The 17007-nt window shown below is 71.9% G+C and carries 15 protein-coding genes; 9 read left to right on the top strand and 6 right to left on the bottom strand.

The genetic code is table 11. From position 1 onward, the window contains the following. Positions 1-647 precede the first annotated feature (647 nt). From KBX37_RS12295 to KBX37_RS12315, 5 genes are all read left to right on the top strand, one after another. The gene (locus KBX37_RS12295) at positions 648-2321 is read left to right on the top strand and encodes an ABC transporter substrate-binding protein (RefSeq protein ID WP_210776036.1); all 1674 of its coding nucleotides are present in this window, start codon (positions 648-650) and stop codon (positions 2319-2321) included. Between the two features lie 100 nt (positions 2322-2421). Then, positions 2422-3429, top strand: a complete 1008-nt coding sequence (locus KBX37_RS12300; protein ID WP_210776037.1) for an ABC transporter permease — start codon at positions 2422-2424, stop codon at positions 3427-3429. Continuing rightward, positions 3426-4454, top strand: a complete 1029-nt coding sequence (locus tag KBX37_RS12305) for an ABC transporter permease (protein WP_247657809.1) — start codon at positions 3426-3428, stop codon at positions 4452-4454. Before KBX37_RS12300 ends, KBX37_RS12305 begins: the two co-directional genes overlap by 4 nt. A 169-nt stretch (positions 4455-4623) precedes the next feature. Beyond that, positions 4624-5610 carry an ABC transporter ATP-binding protein gene (locus tag KBX37_RS12310; RefSeq protein ID WP_210776038.1) on the top strand — a complete coding sequence of 329 codons (987 nt, stop codon included), beginning with the start codon at positions 4624-4626 and terminating at the stop codon, positions 5608-5610. Beyond that, complete coding sequence (locus KBX37_RS12315) at positions 5607-6698, top strand: ABC transporter ATP-binding protein (RefSeq protein WP_210776039.1); 1092 nt, start codon at positions 5607-5609, stop codon at positions 6696-6698. Before KBX37_RS12310 ends, KBX37_RS12315 begins: the two co-directional genes overlap by 4 nt. 53 nt (positions 6699-6751) lie before the next feature. Here the strand turns inward: KBX37_RS12315 and KBX37_RS12320 are convergent, their stop codons facing one another. After that, positions 6752-7213, bottom strand: coding sequence for a hypothetical protein (locus tag KBX37_RS12320; RefSeq protein ID WP_210776040.1), 462 nt, complete (start codon positions 7211-7213; stop codon positions 6752-6754). After that, positions 7195-7854, bottom strand: a complete 660-nt coding sequence (locus tag KBX37_RS12325; protein ID WP_210776041.1) for an HNH endonuclease family protein — start codon at positions 7852-7854, stop codon at positions 7195-7197. Before KBX37_RS12325 ends, KBX37_RS12320 begins: the two co-directional genes overlap by 19 nt. Before the next feature lie 108 nt (positions 7855-7962). Between KBX37_RS12325 and KBX37_RS12330 the strand changes: the two genes are divergently transcribed. Beyond that, complete coding sequence (locus KBX37_RS12330; RefSeq protein WP_210776042.1) at positions 7963-9396, top strand: MFS transporter; 1434 nt, start codon at positions 7963-7965, stop codon at positions 9394-9396. Between the two features lie 52 nt (positions 9397-9448). Next, the gene (locus KBX37_RS12335) at positions 9449-9652 is read left to right on the top strand and encodes a DUF1737 domain-containing protein (RefSeq protein WP_210776043.1); all 204 of its coding nucleotides are present in this window, start codon (positions 9449-9451) and stop codon (positions 9650-9652) included. Positions 9653-9702: 50 nt separating this feature from the next. Here the strand turns inward: KBX37_RS12335 and leuA are convergent, their stop codons facing one another. Continuing rightward, a complete protein-coding gene (leuA, locus tag KBX37_RS12340) occupies positions 9703-11454 on the bottom strand; it encodes a 2-isopropylmalate synthase (protein ID WP_210776044.1) in 1752 nt (583 codons plus the stop codon). A gap of 239 nt (positions 11455-11693) precedes the next feature. After that, on the bottom strand, positions 11694-12974 hold the full coding sequence (locus tag KBX37_RS12345; RefSeq protein WP_210776045.1) for an MFS transporter: 1281 nt from the start codon (positions 12972-12974) through the stop codon (positions 11694-11696). 77 nt (positions 12975-13051) lie between these two features. On the opposite strand from KBX37_RS12345, the gene KBX37_RS12350 reads away from it, so the two are divergent. Continuing rightward, the gene (locus tag KBX37_RS12350) at positions 13052-14041 is read left to right on the top strand and encodes a helix-turn-helix transcriptional regulator (protein ID WP_210776046.1); all 990 of its coding nucleotides are present in this window, start codon (positions 13052-13054) and stop codon (positions 14039-14041) included. 51 nt (positions 14042-14092) lie between these two features. Here the strand turns inward: KBX37_RS12350 and KBX37_RS12355 are convergent, their stop codons facing one another. Together KBX37_RS12355 and KBX37_RS12360 are read right to left on the bottom strand one after the other, a co-directional pair. Further along, positions 14093-14623 (bottom strand): nitroreductase family protein, encoded by a 531-nt coding sequence (locus tag KBX37_RS12355; protein WP_210776047.1) that lies wholly within the window; start codon positions 14621-14623, stop codon positions 14093-14095. Between the two features lie 85 nt (positions 14624-14708). Next, entirely contained in the window at positions 14709-15494 is a 786-nt protein-coding gene (locus KBX37_RS12360; protein ID WP_307849046.1) for a hypothetical protein, read from the bottom strand. A 247-nt stretch (positions 15495-15741) separates the two neighbouring features. Here KBX37_RS12360 and KBX37_RS12365 point away from each other — a divergent pair, with 247 nt between their 5' ends. Beyond that, positions 15742-17007, top strand: a complete 1266-nt coding sequence (locus tag KBX37_RS12365) for an aspartate kinase (RefSeq protein ID WP_210776048.1) — start codon at positions 15742-15744, stop codon at positions 17005-17007.

A 17007-nucleotide genomic window follows, 5' to 3' on the forward strand; every position in this document is an offset into this window, starting at 1 on the left:
ATCGACATGACAGGCGGCGTAAGCACCACGAGCAGGCGCTCACACATACAAGGGGAAAGTCTTCGGTCCGGCAGGCTTCACGAGCGGGGGCTCGGGTGCCGGGTCCATGTGTAACGACCGGCGGCCCGCCATCATTCCGGGGCCCGCATCCCGGGCGGCCCAGGTGATCGGGCCAGGCCAGCGGGGTGCTGCTGCGATCGTCCAGGTGATGTAACGACCCCGGGCCGGCCACGATTCCGGCGTGAGGGTGCCGCCGGTCACGGGACGTGGACCCGACCCGGGCATGAACCGGACATCGCACCCGACCGTCCCGCGCCGGTGGCGGCCCCGATCCGTCCGCCTGACGGCAGGTAGGGCGGGTGTCCGCGTACCCGAAGAGGAGCCGGCGGGGGCGGGCGGTGGTCCGGAGGGTGGTTTGGGGGGTTCTGGTGGGTATTTGCCGGCGGCGCGGGAACGGTCTCGACCGGGGTGCCGGGTGTGACAGTCCCGTTTGTCGACCGATCCGGGGCTGTCAGACCCGGCGGCTTGGTGTCGGCTTGATAGCGATTGCCTAACGGCCGTTCCGCTGCGGGTGAGTCCTGTCATAGCCTCCCGCTCACGGACCGGCCATGAAACCGGCGTGGTCACGCGGATGACAGAGGTGAGAGATGCAGGCGAGAAGGCTTAGAACGGCCGTGACACTCGCGGCCGTTGCAGCCCTGGCGGTCGGCGCGGCCGGCTGTGCGGAAAGCGACCGCAGCGACGACAGCGGCGAGGCCAAGACGGGCGGCACCTTCATCTTCGCGGGTGCCGGTGACCCCAAGAACTTCGACCCGATCTTCAATGACGACGGTGAGTCGTTCCGGCCGATCCGGCAGATGTACGACACCCTCATCCAGCACAAGCCGGGCACGGCCGAGCTTCAGGGCGGCCTGGCGGAGAGCTGGGAGCACGACCCCGAGGGCAAGGTCTGGACCTTCAAGCTGCGCCAGGGCGTGAAGTTCCACGACGGCACCCCCTTCAACGCCACGGCGGTCTGCTTCAACTTCGACCGCTGGTACAACATGAAGGGCGCCGCCGCCCAGTCGCAGATGATCTACTACATGGACGTCTTCGGCGGCTTCGCGAAGAACGAGAACCCCGACGCCGGCAAGCCGGTCTACAACAAGTGCGAGGCCAAGGACGACGGCACCGCCGTCATCACCCTCAACCAGTACAAGGGTGCGTTCCCCGGCGCCTTCGCGCTGACCGCGCTCTCGATCGCCAGCCCGGAGGCCCTGAAGAAGGGCGACGCCGACACGGTCAAGCAGAACGGCGACTCCTTCGAGTACAGCTCGTTCGCCACCAGCGGCCCTGTCGGCACCGGTCCGTTCACGTTCGGCGGCTGGGACAAGGCCAAGAACGAGATCACCCTGAACCGGAACCCGGACTACTTCGGGGAGAAGGCCAAGGTCGACAAGCTGATCATCAAGATCATCAAGGACGAGAACACCCGCAAGCAGGAGCTGCGCGCGGGCACCGTCCAGGGCATCGACTTCCCGGCCCCGGCTGACCGCAAGGCGCTCGAGGGTGAGGGCTTCCAGGTCGTCGCCCGGCCGGCGTTCAACATCCTCTACCTGGGCATCAATCAGAAGAACCCGAAGCTGAAGGACCTGCGGGTGCGCCAGGCGATCGCCTACGCCCTCAACCGTCAGCAGCTCGTGCAGACCAAGGGCCCGGGTGGCTCGAAGGTCGCCGACCAGTTCATGCCGGACACCGTGCTCGGCTACGCCCCGGACGTGCAGAAGTACGAGTACAACCCGGAGAAGGCCAAGCAGCTGCTCAAGGAGGCCGGCGCCGAGGGTCTGACCCTCAACTTCTACTACCCGCCGGACGTCTCCCGGCCGTACATGCCGAACCCGCAGGAGATCTTCACGATCCTCGCCAACGACCTGCAGGCCGTCGGCATCAAGGTCAACGGCGTGCCGCGTCCGTGGAACGGTGGCTTCAAGGACGACGTGCAGCAGTTCGGCAAGCAGGACCTGCACATCCTGGGCTGGACCGGTGACTACAACGACCCGGGCAACTTCGTCGGCACGTTCTTCGGTCGGGGCAAGGTCGAGTTCGGCGACCAGTCGATGACCGAGATGTTCGACGCCATCGCCAAGGCCGACGGCACCGTCGACGAGGCGGCCAAGAAGGCGGCCTGGGAGCAGGTCAACCGGGACATCGCCAGCAAGTGGCTGCCGGCCGTGCCGGTCTGGCACGCCCCGCCGGCCATCGTCGTCACCAAGGACGTCAAGGGTCTGGTCGCCAGCCCGCTGACCGACGAGCGGTTCAACACGGTCAGCGTCACCAAGTGACGTACGTCGGCTGACGCCGTAGGCGCGTATCGGCCCGGGTCGGGGGCTCCACCCCGGCCCGGGCCGATTCCGCGAACATCGAGAGTCTGGTGTGTGAGAGATGTTGCGAGTCATAGTCCGCCGCCTGCTGCAGCTGGTGGTGACCCTGATAGCGCTGTCGGCGCTGATCTTCATCTGGCTGCGGAACCTGCCCGGCGGCCCGGTGGAGGCGCTGCTCGGCGAGCGGGCCACCCCGGAACGCCGCGCCCTGCTGATCAAGGCGCTCGGCTACGACCAGCCGATCCTGGTGCAGTACGGCAAGTTCATGCAGCGGGTCCTCACCGGGGACTTCGGCAACTCGATCCGGACCGGTGACCCGGTCAGTGAGGTGATCGGGCGCGCCTTCCCCGCCACCATCGAGCTGGCCCTCGCTGCGATGATCATCGCGGTGGGCCTGGGTATCCCGCTCGGCTACCTCGCCGCCCGCTGGCGCGGTCGCTCCCTCGACAACCTGACGATCGCCGGCACCCTGATCGGCATCTCGATCCCGATCTTCTTCCTGGGCTACCTGCTCAAGGACGTGTTCACCCAGAACATCCACTGGTTTCCGCCGTCCGGGCGGGTCACCACCGGGCTGGACAACACCAACATCACCGGGTTCTACGTTCTCGACGGCCTGCTGACCCGGGAGTTTGACGCCAGCGCCGACGCGCTCTGGCACCTGATCCTGCCGGCGGTCACGCTGGCCACCATCCCGCTGGCGGTGATCGTCCGGATCACCCGGGCCAGCGTGCTCGACGTGCTCAACGAGGACTACGTGCGCACCGCCGAGGCCAAGGGCCTGCGGCACCGGACCATCCGGGGCCGGCACATCCTGCGCAACGCCCTGCTGCCGGTGGTCACCACCATCGGCCTGCAGACCGGCGCGCTGCTCTCCGGCGCGGTGCTCACCGAGAAGGTCTACAACTGGGGCGGACTCGGCACGCTGATCGTCGACTCGATCACCGGTGGCCGGGACTACCCGGTGCTCCAGGCGATCATCCTGCTGGCCGCCCTGGTCTTCGTGGTGGTCAACCTCCTGGTCGACCTCTCCTACGCCTTCATCGACCCGAGGGTGCGTGTCCGATGACCGATCCGACCACCCAGGCCGGCGCCACCGCGCCGGCACCCCGTACCGGTGGCCAGCGCACGGGCGGCGTGAGCGAGCGGAACATCGGCCTGCTCGGCGACCGGAAGAAGGCGCGGCTGGACGAGCTGGCCCGGGCCACCGCCGACAACGGCGGCGTCAGCCTCTTCCGCGACGCGCTGGGGCGGCTCCGGCGCAACCCGGTCGCCATCGTCGGCGCCATCATCGTCGGGCTGTTCATCCTGGTGGCGGTCTTCGCGCCGCTGATCGCGCCGCACGACCCGGCGCAGGAGTTCGACGCGCTCACCAAGAACCTGACCGTGGAGAACATCCCGGGGGCCACCGACGGGCACCCGCTCGGCTCCGACCCGCTGGGTCGCGACTTCCTCTCCCGGCTCATCTACGGCAGCCGACAGACCCTCTTCGTCGGCGTGCTCGCCACCCTGATCGGTCTCTCTCTCGGCGTGCTGCTCGGCGCGATCGCGGGGGCCTTCGGTGGCTGGGTCGACGTCGTCCTGATGCGACTCACCGACGTGATGCTGGCGCTGCCCAGCCTCCTGCTGGCGATCACCCTGGTCGCCATGGCGAGCAAGTCCAGCCAGTGGACGGTCATCTTCGCGGTGGCCATCGTCAGCGTGCCGATCTTCGCCCGGCTGCTGCGTGGCTCGATGCTCGCCCAGCGGGAGAGCGACCACGTGCTCGCCGCGCGGGCGCTCGGCGTCAAGGAGCGCAACATCGTGCTGCGGCACATGCTGCCCAACTCGCTGACCGCGGTGATCGTGCAGGCCACGCTCACCTTCGCGGTGGCGATCCTGGACGCGGCGGCGCTCTCCTTCCTCGGCCTCGGCGACCCGGACATCAACCGCGCCGAGTGGGGCCTGATGCTCGGCGTGGACGGCGTCCACTACTTCGAGGCCCGCCCCGAGCTGGCCTACTACCCGGCGCTCGCGATCATCGTGGTCGCGCTCGGCTTCACCCTGCTGGGCGAGGCGATGCGCGACGCAATCGACCCGAAGAACCGGCGGTGAGGGCGGTGCGGCGGACCAGCACGGCCGGCGTGGGCCGCCGGCGAGCGCGACGAGTGAGCTTGCGAGCCCCGCAGTCGCGAGCGAAGTGCCAGTGCCGGCGAGCGCGAGGAGTGAGCTTGCGAGCCCCGCAGTCGCGAGCGAAGTACCAGTGCAGTGAGGAAGTGACCCGATGAGCCTGCTCGACGTACGCGACCTGAGCGTGGTGTTCCAGCGGCGGGGCGAGCGGCCGTTCACCGCCGTGGACAAGGTGAGCTTCAGCGTGGAGCCGGGCCAGACGGTCGGCCTGGTCGGCGAGTCCGGCTGCGGCAAGAGCGTCACCAGCCTCGCGATCATGGGCCTGCTGCCCAGGCGGGGCAACAAGGTCAGCGGCGAGGTGCTCTTCGACGGCGCCGACCTGCTCAAGCTCCGCCCGGACGACATGCGGGACCGGCGTGGCCGGGACATCGGCATGATCTTCCAGGACCCGCTCTCCTCGCTGAACCCGGTGATCCCGATCGGCGTGCAGGTGGCCGAGGTGCTGGAGCGGCACCAGGGGATGGACCGCAAGAAGGCGCTGCGGGAGGCCCGGGAACTGCTCGACGCGGTCGGCATCCCGGACCCGGAGCGCCGGCTGAAGGAGTACCCGCACCAGATCTCCGGCGGCATGCGGCAGCGCGCGCTGATCGCCATCGCGCTGGCCTGCAAGCCGCGGCTGCTGATCGCGGACGAGCCGACCACCGCCCTGGACGTGACCATCCAGGCGCAGATCCTCACCCTGCTCAAGCAGTTGGTCGACGAGACCGGCACCGCGCTCATCATGATCACGCACGACCTCGGTGTGGTGGCCGGCCTCTGCGACACGGTCAACGTGCTCTACGGCGGCAAGGTGGTCGAGCGGGCCGCCCGGCACGAGCTGTTCGCCCGGGCCCGGCACCCGTACACTCACGGGCTGCTCAGCTCGGTGCCCCGGCTCGACTCGCCGCGCGGCGAGCGGCTGCACGCCATCCGCGGCTCGGTGGCCGACAACATCCCGTGGGCCGAGGGGTGCGCGTTCGCGCCCCGCTGCGACAACGTCGTGGACGCCTGCCTGGAGGGTCCGCCCCCGCTGGAGCCCACCGCCACCGGCGGCGACCTTCGCTGCAACAACCCCGTTTCCGAGGAGGTGGCGGTCCCGTGACCGAGCGGACCGGACCACTGGTCGAACTGCGCGACCTCAAGGTCCACTTCCCGATCAAGAGCGGCCTGCTCTTCGACCGCACCGTCGGATACGTCTACGCCGTCGACGGCGTCTCGCTCGCCATCCGGGCGGGTGAGACGTACGGGCTGGTCGGCGAGTCGGGCTGCGGCAAGTCGACGCTGGGCCGGGGCCTGCTGCGGCTGGTCGAGCCGACCGACGGCGAGATCCTCTTCGACGGCACCGATGTCCGGCAGCTCAAGGGCGAGAAGATGCGCCTGGCCCGCCGCCGGATGCAGATGATCTTCCAGGACCCGCTGTCCAGCCTGGACCCCCGGCAGTCGGTGGAGTCGCTGCTGGTCGAGGGGCTCAAGGCGCACGGCCTCGCCAACGACAAGGCGGAGACGAGCCGGCGGCTGCGGGAGACCCTGGAGGCGGTCGGCCTGCCCGCGTCGGCGCTGAGCAAGTACCCGCACGAGTTCTCCGGCGGCCAGCGCCAGCGCATCGGCATCGCCCGGGCGCTGGTGCTCAACCCGGAGCTGATCGTCGCCGACGAGCCGGTGTCGGCGCTCGACGTGTCCATCCAGGCGCAGGTGCTCAACCTGCTGGAGGACCTCCAGAACGAGCGCGGCCTGACGTACCTGATCATCGCGCACGACCTGGCGGTGGTCCGGCACATCGCCGACACGGTGGGCGTGATGTACCTGGGTGGCCTGGTGGAGGAGGCGTCCAGCGACGACCTCTACCGGGAGCCGATGCACCCGTACACCAAGGCGCTGATGTCGGCGGTGCCGGTGCCGGACCCGCTGGTGGAGGACCGCCGGGAGCGGATCCTGCTCGCCGGCGACCTGCCCTCGCCGACCAACCCGCCGTCCGGGTGCCGCTTCCACACCCGGTGCCCGTGGGCGCAGCCGACCCGCTGCGCCGACGAGCGGCCGACGCTGCGCGAGGTGGTCGGCGGGCACAAGGTCGCCTGCCACTTCGCCGAGGAGATCGCGGCCGGCCGGATCCGTCCGCACGAGGTGGAGCCGGAGCTGGTCCGGCCGGACGACGGTGCGCCGGACACCGGTGAGCTGATCCCGACGCCGTGAGCGCGTGCCGAGGCCCCCAACCCGCGCGCAGGGGTTGGGGGCCTCGGCGTGTCTCAGCCCTCCGGGCGGTTGAGCAGGGCGACCGCGACCGCGTGGACGGCGTCCAACCCGGCCGGGTCGGCCAGCGCGGCCTTCCCGCCGGTCACCGCGTACCACTCGTCGGCGTCCTTGTACTGCACGGAGAGGGTGACCTGCCCGTCGGCGTACCGGGTCTTCAGGGTCAGCTCGCCGGTCACCACGCCGGCCTCGTCGGTCATCACCCCGCCGGGCCCGGCGACCAGGTCGGCGGTCAGCTCCCGGGGTGACGCGTCCGGGCGGGTGTCGGCGCTCATCCCGGCCCCCGGCACGGCGGCGGGCGCCGCCGGGTGGCCGTCCGCGGTCATTCCGGCGATGGCGGCCGTCGTGCCGGTGCCGCCACCGCTGCCGGTGGCGGCGGCCGCGTCGTCCCCGCCGGCGTCCGGCATCTGCTCCGGCGCTGGAGTCGCCCCCGCACCGGTCACGGCTTGTTCGCCCATGTGCAACCCTCCAACATGTCGCTGAGGGCGGCCTTCTCGGCGCTGGTCACCGTCAGCCGCCAGTGATGCTTGACCGTCACCCAGCTCTCCGCGTACTTGCACCAGTACGACCGGTTCGCCGGTTTCCACTGCGACGGGTCCTGGTCACCCTTTGCCCGGTTGGAGGTCGCGGAAACCGCGATGAGCTGCGGTCGGGTGAGATCGTTGGCGAACTCCCCGCGCTTGGCGTCGTCCCACTCGTTCGCCCCCGAGCGCCACGCGTTGGCCAGCGGCACCATGTGGTCGACGTCCACGTCGGAAGGATCGGTGAAGGTGCGCCCGTCGTACACGCTCTCCCAGTGGCCGGCGACCACGTTGCAGCCGGAGAGGCGGATGTCCTCCCCGTCGCGCTTGAGCACGCTGTCCCGGACGTCGCAGTTGGTGCCGGTGTCCCGCCAGTGCGGGAACCGCTCGCGGCTGTAGCCCCGCATCGAGCCCGCCTTCGCGACGGTCAGCTCGGCCAGCTGTTCACCGACGTTGCCGGCGCTGCTCGGCGGCGCCTCCGGCTCGTCGAGCGAGACCTCGCAACCGCCCACGCCGAGGGCGAGCACCGCGGCGAGCACGACGGCCACCGTCCCACGGGCTCCTGATCTGGTACGCACAGACGACACCTCTCCAGCTTGCGGGCTCCCGGCGATCCCGCACAGTACCCGGGCAGGGTTTCGGCGTTTCGTGGAATCTCCCACGCGGGCGCGGGCAGATTGGTACCCATGACCGCACCCCCTCACGCGCTCCGGCTCCGCAGTGGCGCGGGTCGGGGCACGCTGGTGGCGGCGATCCTCGCCTCCGGAATGGTCTTCCTCGACAGCACGGTGGTCAACGTGGCACTGCCCCGGCTCGGTGCCGAACTCGAGGCGACCGTGGCGGGTCTGCAATGGACGATCAACGGCTATCTGCTGACCCTGGCCGCGTTCGTGCTGCTGGGCGGGGCGTTGGGCGACCGCTTCGGCCGGCGCCGCATCTTCCTGCTCGGGGTGGTCTGGTTCGCCGTCGCCTCCGTCCTCTGCGGCCTGGCCCAGGACACCGGCTGGCTGGTCGTCGCCCGGTTCCTCCAGGGCGCCGGCGGGGCGCTGCTCACCCCCGGCTCGCTCTCCGTGCTCCAGTCGAGCTTCCACCCCGACGACCGGGGCCGGGCCATCGGCGCCTGGTCCGGGCTGGCCGGCGTGACCACCGCGCTCGGTCCCTTCCTCGGTGGCTGGCTGATCGACGCGCTCTCCTGGCGGTGGATCTTCTTCATCAACCTCCCGCTGGCGGTCGCGGTGATCCTGGCCGCGCTGCGCTGGGTGCCGGAGAGCCGCGACGAGGACGCCTCGCGCAGCGGGGGGAAGCGGTTCGACGTGACCGGGGCGCTGCTCGGCGCACTCGGCCTGGCCGGCGTCACGTACGCCCTGATCGACGCCCCGGCGCGGGGCCCCCGTTCGCTGCCGGTGCTGCTGGCCGCGCTGGTCGGCGTCCTCGGCGCGGTGGCCTTCGTGCTGGTGGAGCGGCGCCGGGGGGAGGCGGCGATGCTACCCACCGGGCTGTTCACCAGCCGCCTCTTCTCGGCGCTCAACCTGTTCACCGTGGTGGTCTACGCGGCGCTCGGCGGCTTCACCTTCTTCTTCCCCGTCTACCTCCAGAACGTCGTCGGTTGGTCCGCGGTCCGCACCGGGCTGGCCACCGTCCCGATGACCGTGCTGCTGCTGGTCGGCTCGGCCCGGGCCGGCGCCCTGTCGGCGCGGATCGGCCCCCGGCTGCCGCTGTCCGTCGGCCCGGTGATCGCCGCCGCCGGCCTGCTGCTGCTGCGCCGGGTCGGCCCGGGCACGTCGTACTGGGTGGACGTGCTGCCCGGGGTGCTCCTCTTCGGGCTGGGGCTGACGCTGGTGGTGGCGCCGTTGACCGCGTCGGTGCTGGCCGCCGTCGCGGACCGGTTCGCCGGGGTGGCGAGCGGCTTCAACAACGCCGCGTCCCGGGCGGGCGGCCTGCTCGCGGTGGCCGCGCTGCCGCTGCTGGTCGGCCTCTCCGGCACCGGGTACGAGCAGCCGGCCGAGCTGACCCACGCGTACCGGGGCGCGCTGGCCTGGTGCGTCGGGCTGCTGCTGGCCGGCGCGGTGACGGCCGGCCTGCTCGTGCACCGGCCGCCCCGGCCGGCCCCGCCGTCGTAGCCGCGCCCTCGCTGCCGCCCCGACCCACCGGACCGGTTGCTACGGTCGGCGGATGGACGATCATGACGACCGGCTGCGCTACCGGCTGCTGACCGGGCCGGACGACGCCGACTTCTGCCGCCGGGTCAGCGCGGCGCTGGCCGACGGCTACCGGCTGCACGGCTCCCCGGCCATCACCTTCGACGGCGGGCGGGTGGTCGTCGCCCAGGCGGTGGTGCTCGGCGACGGCTGGTCGGCCGGGGTCACCCCGGTCTGACCGGGCGCGCGCGGCAGGGCCCGACCGGAGCCGGACCCTGCCGTGGCACCTCAGCCGCGGGCGCGGTTGACCGCGCTGGTGACCGCCTTCACCGAGGCGGTGACGATGTTGGCGTCCATCCCGACGCCCCAGACCGTCCGACCGTCGACGTCGCACTCGACGTACGCGGCGGCCTGCGCGTCACCACCGGAGGAGAGCGCGTGCTCGTGGTAGTCGAGCACGCGTACCGCGACGCCGACCGACTGGAGCGCGTTGACGTACGCGTCGATCGGGCCGTTGCCGACCGCGGCGAGCGCGCGGCGCTCCCCGCCGAGTTCCACCTCGGCCTCGATCTCGACCTTGCCGTCGACGGTGCCGATCGTGTAGCCGGACAGCGTGACGGCCGGGTCGCTCTGGTGGTCGAGCAGGTAGTGCCGGGCGAAGATCTCCCACATGGTGCCCGGGTCGACCTCGCCGCCGTCGTGGTCGGTGACCTGCTGGACCACGCCGGAGAACTCGATCTGGAGCCGGCGCGGCAGGTCGAGCTGGTGCTCGCTCTTCATGATGTACGCGACGCCGCCCTTGCCGGACTGCGAGTTGACCCGGATGACCGCCTCGTAGGTGCGGCCCAGGTCCTTCGGGTCGATCGGCAGGTACGGCACCGCCCACTGCTGCTGGTCGACCGGCACCCCGGCGGCCGCCGCGTCGACGGCCAGCGCGTCGAAGCCCTTGTTGATCGCGTCCTGGTGCGAGCCCGAAAAGGCGGTGTAGACCAGGTCGCCCGCGTACGGGTGGCGCTCGTGCACCGGCAGCTGGTTGCAGTACTCGACGGCCCGCTTGACCTCGTCGATGTTCGAGAAGTCGATCATCGGGTCGATGCCCTGGGAGAACAGGTTGAGCCCCAGCGTCACCAGGTCCACGTTGCCGGTGCGCTCGCCGTTGCCGAAGAGGCAGCCCTCGATCCGGTCGGCGCCGGCCAGCAGGCCCAGCTCGGCGGCGGCGACCCCGGTGCCCCGGTCGTTGTGCGGGTGCAGGCTCAGCACCAGGCTGTCCCGCCGGGGCAGGTGCCGGTGCATCCACTCGATCGAGTCGGCGTACACGTTCGGCATGGCCATCTCGACGGTGGCCGGCAGGTTGACGATCAGCTTGCGGTCGGGGGTCGGGTCGACCACCTCGATGACCTTCGCGCAGACCTCCAGCGCGTACTCCAGTTCGGTGCCCGTGTACGACTCCGGCGAGTACTCGTAGTGGATCTCGGTGTCCGGGGTGTGGATCTCGGCGTACTTCTGGCACAGCCGGGCGCCCTGGGTGGCGATGTCGGTGATGCCGTCGCGGTCCAGCCCGAAGACCACCCGGCGCTGGAGCGTCGACGTGGAGTTGTAGAAGTGCACGATCGCGCGGCGCGCGCCGCGCAGCGACTCGAAGGTCCGGTCGATCAGGTGCTCCCGGCACTGGGTGAGCACCTGAATGGTGACGTCCTCCGGGATCAGGTCCTGCTCGATCAGCTGCCGGACGAAGTCGAAGTCGGTCTGGCTGGCTGAGGGGAAGCCGACCTCGATCTCCTTGTAGCCCATCTGCACCAGCAGCTGGAACATCCGGCGCTTGCGCTCCGGGGACATCGGGTCGATCAGGGCCTGGTTGCCGTCACGCAGGTCGACCGCGCACCAGCGGGGCGCGACGTCGACGTGCCGGGTCGGCCAGGCGCGGTCCGGCAGGTCGATCCGGAACTGCTGCTGGTACGGCTGGTAGCGGTGGAACGGCATCCGGCTGGGGCGCTGCCGGGCGATCGGATCGGTCTCGGCGTCAGTGGCGGGTTGAGCCATGGCGGAGTGCTCCCGTGGGTCATGTCGGGCGTCAGCAATCGGAAGGTGTCGGCGGGTGCCGGGCGACGATGCCCGGGCGGTGCCGAGGGGAAGTTCGGATGTGCTGGACGGCGCGGTTCGACTCCGCGACGAGGTGCCGGCCGGTCAGGCCTCGTCGCGGCGACCAAGGAGGAGGTACGCCTGCCACATGACAGGGTCACCCTACGTGGTGAGACGGGGGGTGGGAAGGCAGGTCCGGACTATGGGATCGGAGTCACGGCCCTCTCCGCCGGCTCCGAAGCGGTCTCGCCGAGGCGCGGCGTCCGCTCAGCCCAGGCGACCACAGGTACCACGGCCAACCCGATGATCACGAAGAGCGCCGCGGTCGGGTACCAGCCCCAACCGCCGGTGGCGACGCCGAGCGCGGTCAGCCCGGCCGGCGCGATCAGGTACTGCAACTGCGTGCCGAGCCGGAACGCCCCGACGTACGCGCCGCGCTGGGCGGCCGGCGGCAGGGTGGCGGTCAGCCCCCAGGTGCCCGCCGACTCGATCAACTCGGCCACGATGAGCAGCGTCGCGGCGGCCACCAGCACCACCACCGTGAGCCCGCCGCGGGTCACCCCGGAGAGCGGTAGGACCAGGCAGAAACCGGCGATCAGCAGGGCACCCCGGCGGGACGCCCGGGCCGCGCCGGAGGTGGTGTCGGCGCCCCGGCTGGCCCGTACCTGGAGCAGCACGATCAGGATCGTGTTCAGCAGCACCAGCCCGGCGATCACCGTCTTCGGGGCGTCGGTGTGGCTCAGGATCCACAACGGCAGCACCGTCAGGTAGAGCGTCTGGTGCGCGGTGAGCAGCCCGGAGAGCAGGGACACCGCCATGAAGGGGCGGTCCCGGAGCACGGCCAGCCGGCTCATCGGCTCCGCCGGCCGGGCCACCTCGGGCAGCCGGGGAAGCCGGCGGACGAAGACCGCCGTGACCAGGAACACCGCCGCGATGAACCAGACCATCCCCCGGTACGCCGCCATCGTGTCCACCGCGAGCACCATGCCGCTGATCACCGCCCCGAGCCCGAATCCGACGTTCAGCGACGAGCGCTGGTACGCCATCGCGGTGACCCGCTCGGCCGGCGGCAGCGCGTTGATCGAGTAGACCTGCCGGGCCACCCCGGTGGCGGCGTCCACCGCGGCCAGCGTCACCACCACCGCGAGGAATCCGGCGAAACCGCCCACGAACGGGTACGCCGCGAAGAGCGCCGCGTCGAGCACCAGGCCGGCCAGCCAGACCCGCTGTGGGCCGTACCGGTCGGTGAGCCCGCCGAGCGGCACGGTGCCGAGCAGCGACACCCCGGCCGCGATGGACAGGCCGAGCCCGACCTGGGTGGCGCTGAGCCCGAGCGCGCGGGTGAAGAAGACCGCACTGCCGGCCTGGAAGAGGCCACTGCCGACGGCGTAGACCATCGCCTGCACGGCGAGGGCGCGAGTCAGGCCGGCGGGTGGCACGACGTGTCGGACGGCGGTGCGGATGGTGTCGCTGGTCCCCATGGCCGTCGAGCAAACCGTGCCCCCCACCGACGGGTCGAGCCTTTTAGGCTGGGCCGAATTCTCGACGGGGGTGGAGGATGTCGCAGCTGCGGTTCGAGACGGCGGACGTCGCCGGGGTGCGGTTCGGCGTTTCTCCGGTGTGGGAGACGGTCTCCAGCCTGTGGGTGTTGCGGGACCCGATCCGCAACGCCCTGCACCTGCCCTGGATCGACCGGGCCCGGACGTTCGTCGCACGCCCGGAGGTGGCCGTCGCGGTGGGCCCCCTGCGGGAGCTGACCCGCCCGCGCGCCTGGCTGCCCGACTTCCTCACGCCACCCCCGCCCGGCCCGGACGTCGAGTTCGAGGAGAGCCTCGAGCAGGTCAGGGCGACGCCGCCGGCGGTGGTGGTGCGGGACCTGCTGGCCACCACCCCGAAACGGCCGCTCGGTCCGTTCGGCCAGGCCCTGCGTACCGACCCGAAGGCCATGTTGCCGGCACTGGTCACCGCGCTGCGGGTCTGGCACGACGTGGCCATCGCCCCCGACTGGCCGAGGATGCGGGCGCTGCTGGAGGCGGACATCGCGCACCGGGGCAGCCAACTCGCCGAGGGCGGTGCCGGGCTGGCCCTCGCCGGGCTGCACCCCACCGTGCGCTGGGCCGGTGACCGGGTGGTCAGCGACGACCCGTGGCGGCTCGACTTCCACCTGGGCGGTCGCGGTATCGCGTTGAACCCGGGGATCTTCACGCCCCAGCGGGTGCTGTGGAACCTGCTGGAGGACTCGCCGCCCGGCGGGACGTACCCGGTGCGGGCGGTGGCCACCCTCTGGGAGGCGGCCCCGGCGCCGCCCGGCGACCCGCTGGCCCGGGTGATCGGGTCGGGCCGGGCGGCGCTGCTCCGGCTGCTCGACAGCGGGGCCACCACCAGCGACCTGGCCCGGCGGACCGGGATGTCGGCGGGAAACGTCTCCCAGCACCTGGCCGCGCTGCACGCCGCCGGGCTGGTCTCCCGGGTCCGGCAGGGGCGGCACGTGCTCTACCGGGGAACCGGCGCGGCGGCGGTGCTGCTGCGGGCCAGGCGGGGAGAGTGACGCCCGACGACGGTTCTCCCTCCGGCCGGTCAGCGGGTGGCGCCGGATGGCTCAGCGCAGCAGCAGGGCGTGCACCGGGTGTCGGCGGCGCAATGCGGTCTCTCGCCGGCGCAGCTCGTCGGGCAGGTCGAGCGGGTCGCCGAGTCGGCCCACCGCCACCACCACCAGCGGGCGTACGGCGGGTGGCAGGTCGAGGTCGGCGCAGAGCGCGGCGCGGTCGAAGCGGGTGAGCTGGTGCACGTACAGGCCGAGCGCGGTGGCCTGCACGGTGAGGTGGGCCATCGCCTGCCCCAGGTCGTACGCGGCCCGCTCCGGGTCGGTGCCGGCGTGCGCGCCCACCACCAGGGCGGCGGCGTGCCGGGCCCAGCGCTGGTCGGGTTCCGGGAGGCTGACCAGGGTCCGCTTCCAGGTCTCGTCGTCGCGGTGGCCGAGGGCGAACCGCCAGGGCTGGGCGTTGCCCGTCGAGGGGGCCCAGCGGGCGGCCTCCAGCAGCGAGGACGCCTCCTCCCCGGTCAGCTCGGCGGCCGGGTCGAAGGCCCGGGGACTCCAGCGGAAGGCGAGCAGCGGGGTGAGGTCGACCATGCGAAGAGCGTCTCGTATGGGCGATTCGCCCCGATGGGCGGGTGGGGGCAAATGTGGTCAATCGCACCCGTAACGCCGCGCCGGGTCAGGGCGTTCCCGCGCCCGTGCTGTCGCTCGGCTCGGCTGCCTCCAGGCCCAGCGGTTCGGCGTTCACCACCGGCCCGGCCAGCGGCGCGGTGGCCGGTGCCGGCCCGGGCGGCCCGGCCAGGGTGAGCGTGCCGAGGGCGGCGCGGACGTGGGTGGGCGTCCCGTCCGGCTCGTAGCAGTAGATCCCGACGTCCAGCGGCGGGTTGAGCGAGGCGGAGGTGGTCTCCACCGCGTAGCAGGTGCCGGCCACGCCGGCCGGCGCGGTGGCGGGGGAGACCGCGAGCGGCGTGCGCCGGTCGGTGAGCACCTCCAGCCAGTCGGTGAACGGGTGCTGCACCCGGGGATCCAGCCGGCGCGGCACCGCGTCGTCCCGGTCGCCGAGGCGGACGCAGCTGGCCGACTCGGGGCGGCCGGCCGACGGCAGGCCGCACTGGAAGAGCCCGTCGGCGGTGGCGGCCAGCGAGACGTCCACCGTGCCGCCGAGCGCACCCCCCGGGACGTCGACCCGCCACGTGCCGTCCGCCGCGCTGGTCACCGTGACGTCGCGGGTCGGCCCGTCGGTGCCGGTCAAGGTGTAGCGGGCGGTCAGGTGGCGGTCCCGCGCCGCCGCCGCCAGCGCGGCCAGCTCGTCCCGGGCCGCGTCCACCCCGGCCGGTGCCGGGTCGGCGGAACCGGCGGTGGGTGGCGGGGCCGGCCGGTCGGCGGTGCAGGCGGTGAGGAGCGCCGGCAGGAGCAGGACCAGGACGCCGGTGGACCGGCACGTCGGGCGCAGATGGGCAGGCACCGGGTCATTCTGCGCCGCCCGCCCGCCGCCCACGGACCCGTGCCGCCGACGACGACCGGCGTGTCGGCGAGCGGCGGCGACCGCCCTGGGCAGGGCGTCGACCGGCCGCTTCCGCCGGATGGTGGGATCGCCCGACCCGTCCTCGCGTACCGCCCGATACCCTGGACAGGTCTGACACGCGCCGCCGGACCACTCGACCGGCGGCGTCGGCACGCTCAGGGTCGTCGCTGGGAGGGAGTGCACCGTCGTGGCACTCGTGGTGCAGAAGTACGGCGGGTCCTCCGTCGCCAACGCCGAGCGCATCAAGCGGGTGGCGGAGCGGATCGTCGCCGCCCGCAAGGCCGGCGACGACGTGGTGGTGGTGGTGTCCGCGATGGGCGACACCACGGACGAGCTGCTCGACCTGGCCAACCAGGTCAGCCCGCTGCCGCCGGGCCGCGAGCTGGACATGCTGCTCACCGCCGGCGAGCGGATCTCCATGGCGCTGCTCGCGATGGCCATCCACAACCTGGGGTACGAGGCCCGCTCGTTCACCGGCTCGCAGGCCGGTGTCATCACCACCTCGGTACACGGACGGGCGCGGATCATCGACGTCACCCCGGGCCGGCTCAAGGGCGCGCTCGACGAGGGCGCGGTGGTGATCGTCGCTGGCTTCCAGGGCGTCTCGCAGGACACCAAGGACGTCACCACGCTGGGCCGGGGCGGCTCGGACACCACCGCCGTCGCGCTCGCCGCCGCACTGCGCGCCGACGTCTGCGAGATCTACACCGACGTGGACGGCATCTTCAGCGCCGACCCGCGGATCGTGCCGAACGCCCGGCACATCAAGCAGATCACCTACGAGGAGATGCTGGAGCTGGCCGCCTGCGGCGCCAAGGTGCTGCACCTGCGCAGCGTGGAGTACGCGCGGCGCGCGGGGTTGCCGATCCACGTCCGTTCGTCATACTCGACCAACACCGGCACCATGGTCACCGGATCGATGGAGGACCTTCCCGTGGAACAGGCACTGATCACCGGGGTCGCCCACGACCGCAGTGAAGCCAAGATCACGATTGTCGGCGTGCCCGACGAGCCGGGTGCCGCCGCCAGGATCTTCGACACCGTGGCCGGCGCCGAGATCAACATCGACATGATCGTGCAGAACGTCTCCACCGAGGGCACCGGGCGCACGGACATCTCGTTCACGCTGCCCAAGACCGACGGCCCCACCGCGATGGCCGCGCTCAGCAAGATCCAGGAAGTCGTCAAGTTCCGTGGCCTGCTCTACGACGACCACGTCGGCAAGGTGTCGCTGATCGGCGCCGGCATGCGGTCGCACCCCGGTGTCGCGGCCGGCTTCTTCGCCGCGCTCGGCGCGGCCGGGGTCAACATCGAGATGATCTCCACGTCGGAGATCCGGGTCTCCGTGGTCTGCCGGGACACCGACCTCGACAAGGCGGTCCGGGCCATCCACGACCAGTTCGAGCTGGGCGGCGACTCCGAGGCCGTGGTCTACGCGGGGACGGGACGGTAG

Origin of the sequence: Micromonospora sp. U56, assembly GCF_018070095.1 — a bacterium.
Lineage (GTDB): Bacteria > Actinomycetota > Actinomycetes > Mycobacteriales > Micromonosporaceae > Micromonospora > Micromonospora purpureochromogenes.

What these genes read in the sequence shown, in the direction of transcription:
- KBX37_RS12295 (WP_210776036.1), top strand. Translation starts at nt 648, where the DNA reads ATGCAGGCGAGAAGGCTTAGAACGGCCGTGACACTCGCGGCCGTTGCA.
- KBX37_RS12300 (WP_210776037.1), top strand. Translation starts at nt 2,422, where the DNA reads ATGTTGCGAGTCATAGTCCGCCGCCTGCTGCAGCTGGTGGTGACCCTG.
- KBX37_RS12305 (WP_247657809.1), top strand. Translation starts at nt 3,426, where the DNA reads ATGACCGATCCGACCACCCAGGCCGGCGCCACCGCGCCGGCACCCCGT.
- KBX37_RS12310 (WP_210776038.1), top strand. Translation starts at nt 4,624, where the DNA reads ATGAGCCTGCTCGACGTACGCGACCTGAGCGTGGTGTTCCAGCGGCGG.
- KBX37_RS12320 (WP_210776040.1), bottom strand. Translation starts at nt 7,213, where the DNA reads ATGGGCGAACAAGCCGTGACCGGTGCGGGGGCGACTCCAGCGCCGGAG.
- KBX37_RS12330 (WP_210776042.1), top strand. Translation starts at nt 7,963, where the DNA reads ATGACCGCACCCCCTCACGCGCTCCGGCTCCGCAGTGGCGCGGGTCGG.
- KBX37_RS12335 (WP_210776043.1), top strand. Translation starts at nt 9,449, where the DNA reads ATGGACGATCATGACGACCGGCTGCGCTACCGGCTGCTGACCGGGCCG.
- leuA (WP_210776044.1), bottom strand. Translation starts at nt 11,454, where the DNA reads ATGGCTCAACCCGCCACTGACGCCGAGACCGATCCGATCGCCCGGCAG.
- KBX37_RS12345 (WP_210776045.1), bottom strand. Translation starts at nt 12,974, where the DNA reads ATGGGGACCAGCGACACCATCCGCACCGCCGTCCGACACGTCGTGCCA.
- KBX37_RS12350 (WP_210776046.1), top strand. Translation starts at nt 13,052, where the DNA reads ATGTCGCAGCTGCGGTTCGAGACGGCGGACGTCGCCGGGGTGCGGTTC.
- KBX37_RS12355 (WP_210776047.1), bottom strand. Translation starts at nt 14,623, where the DNA reads ATGGTCGACCTCACCCCGCTGCTCGCCTTCCGCTGGAGTCCCCGGGCC.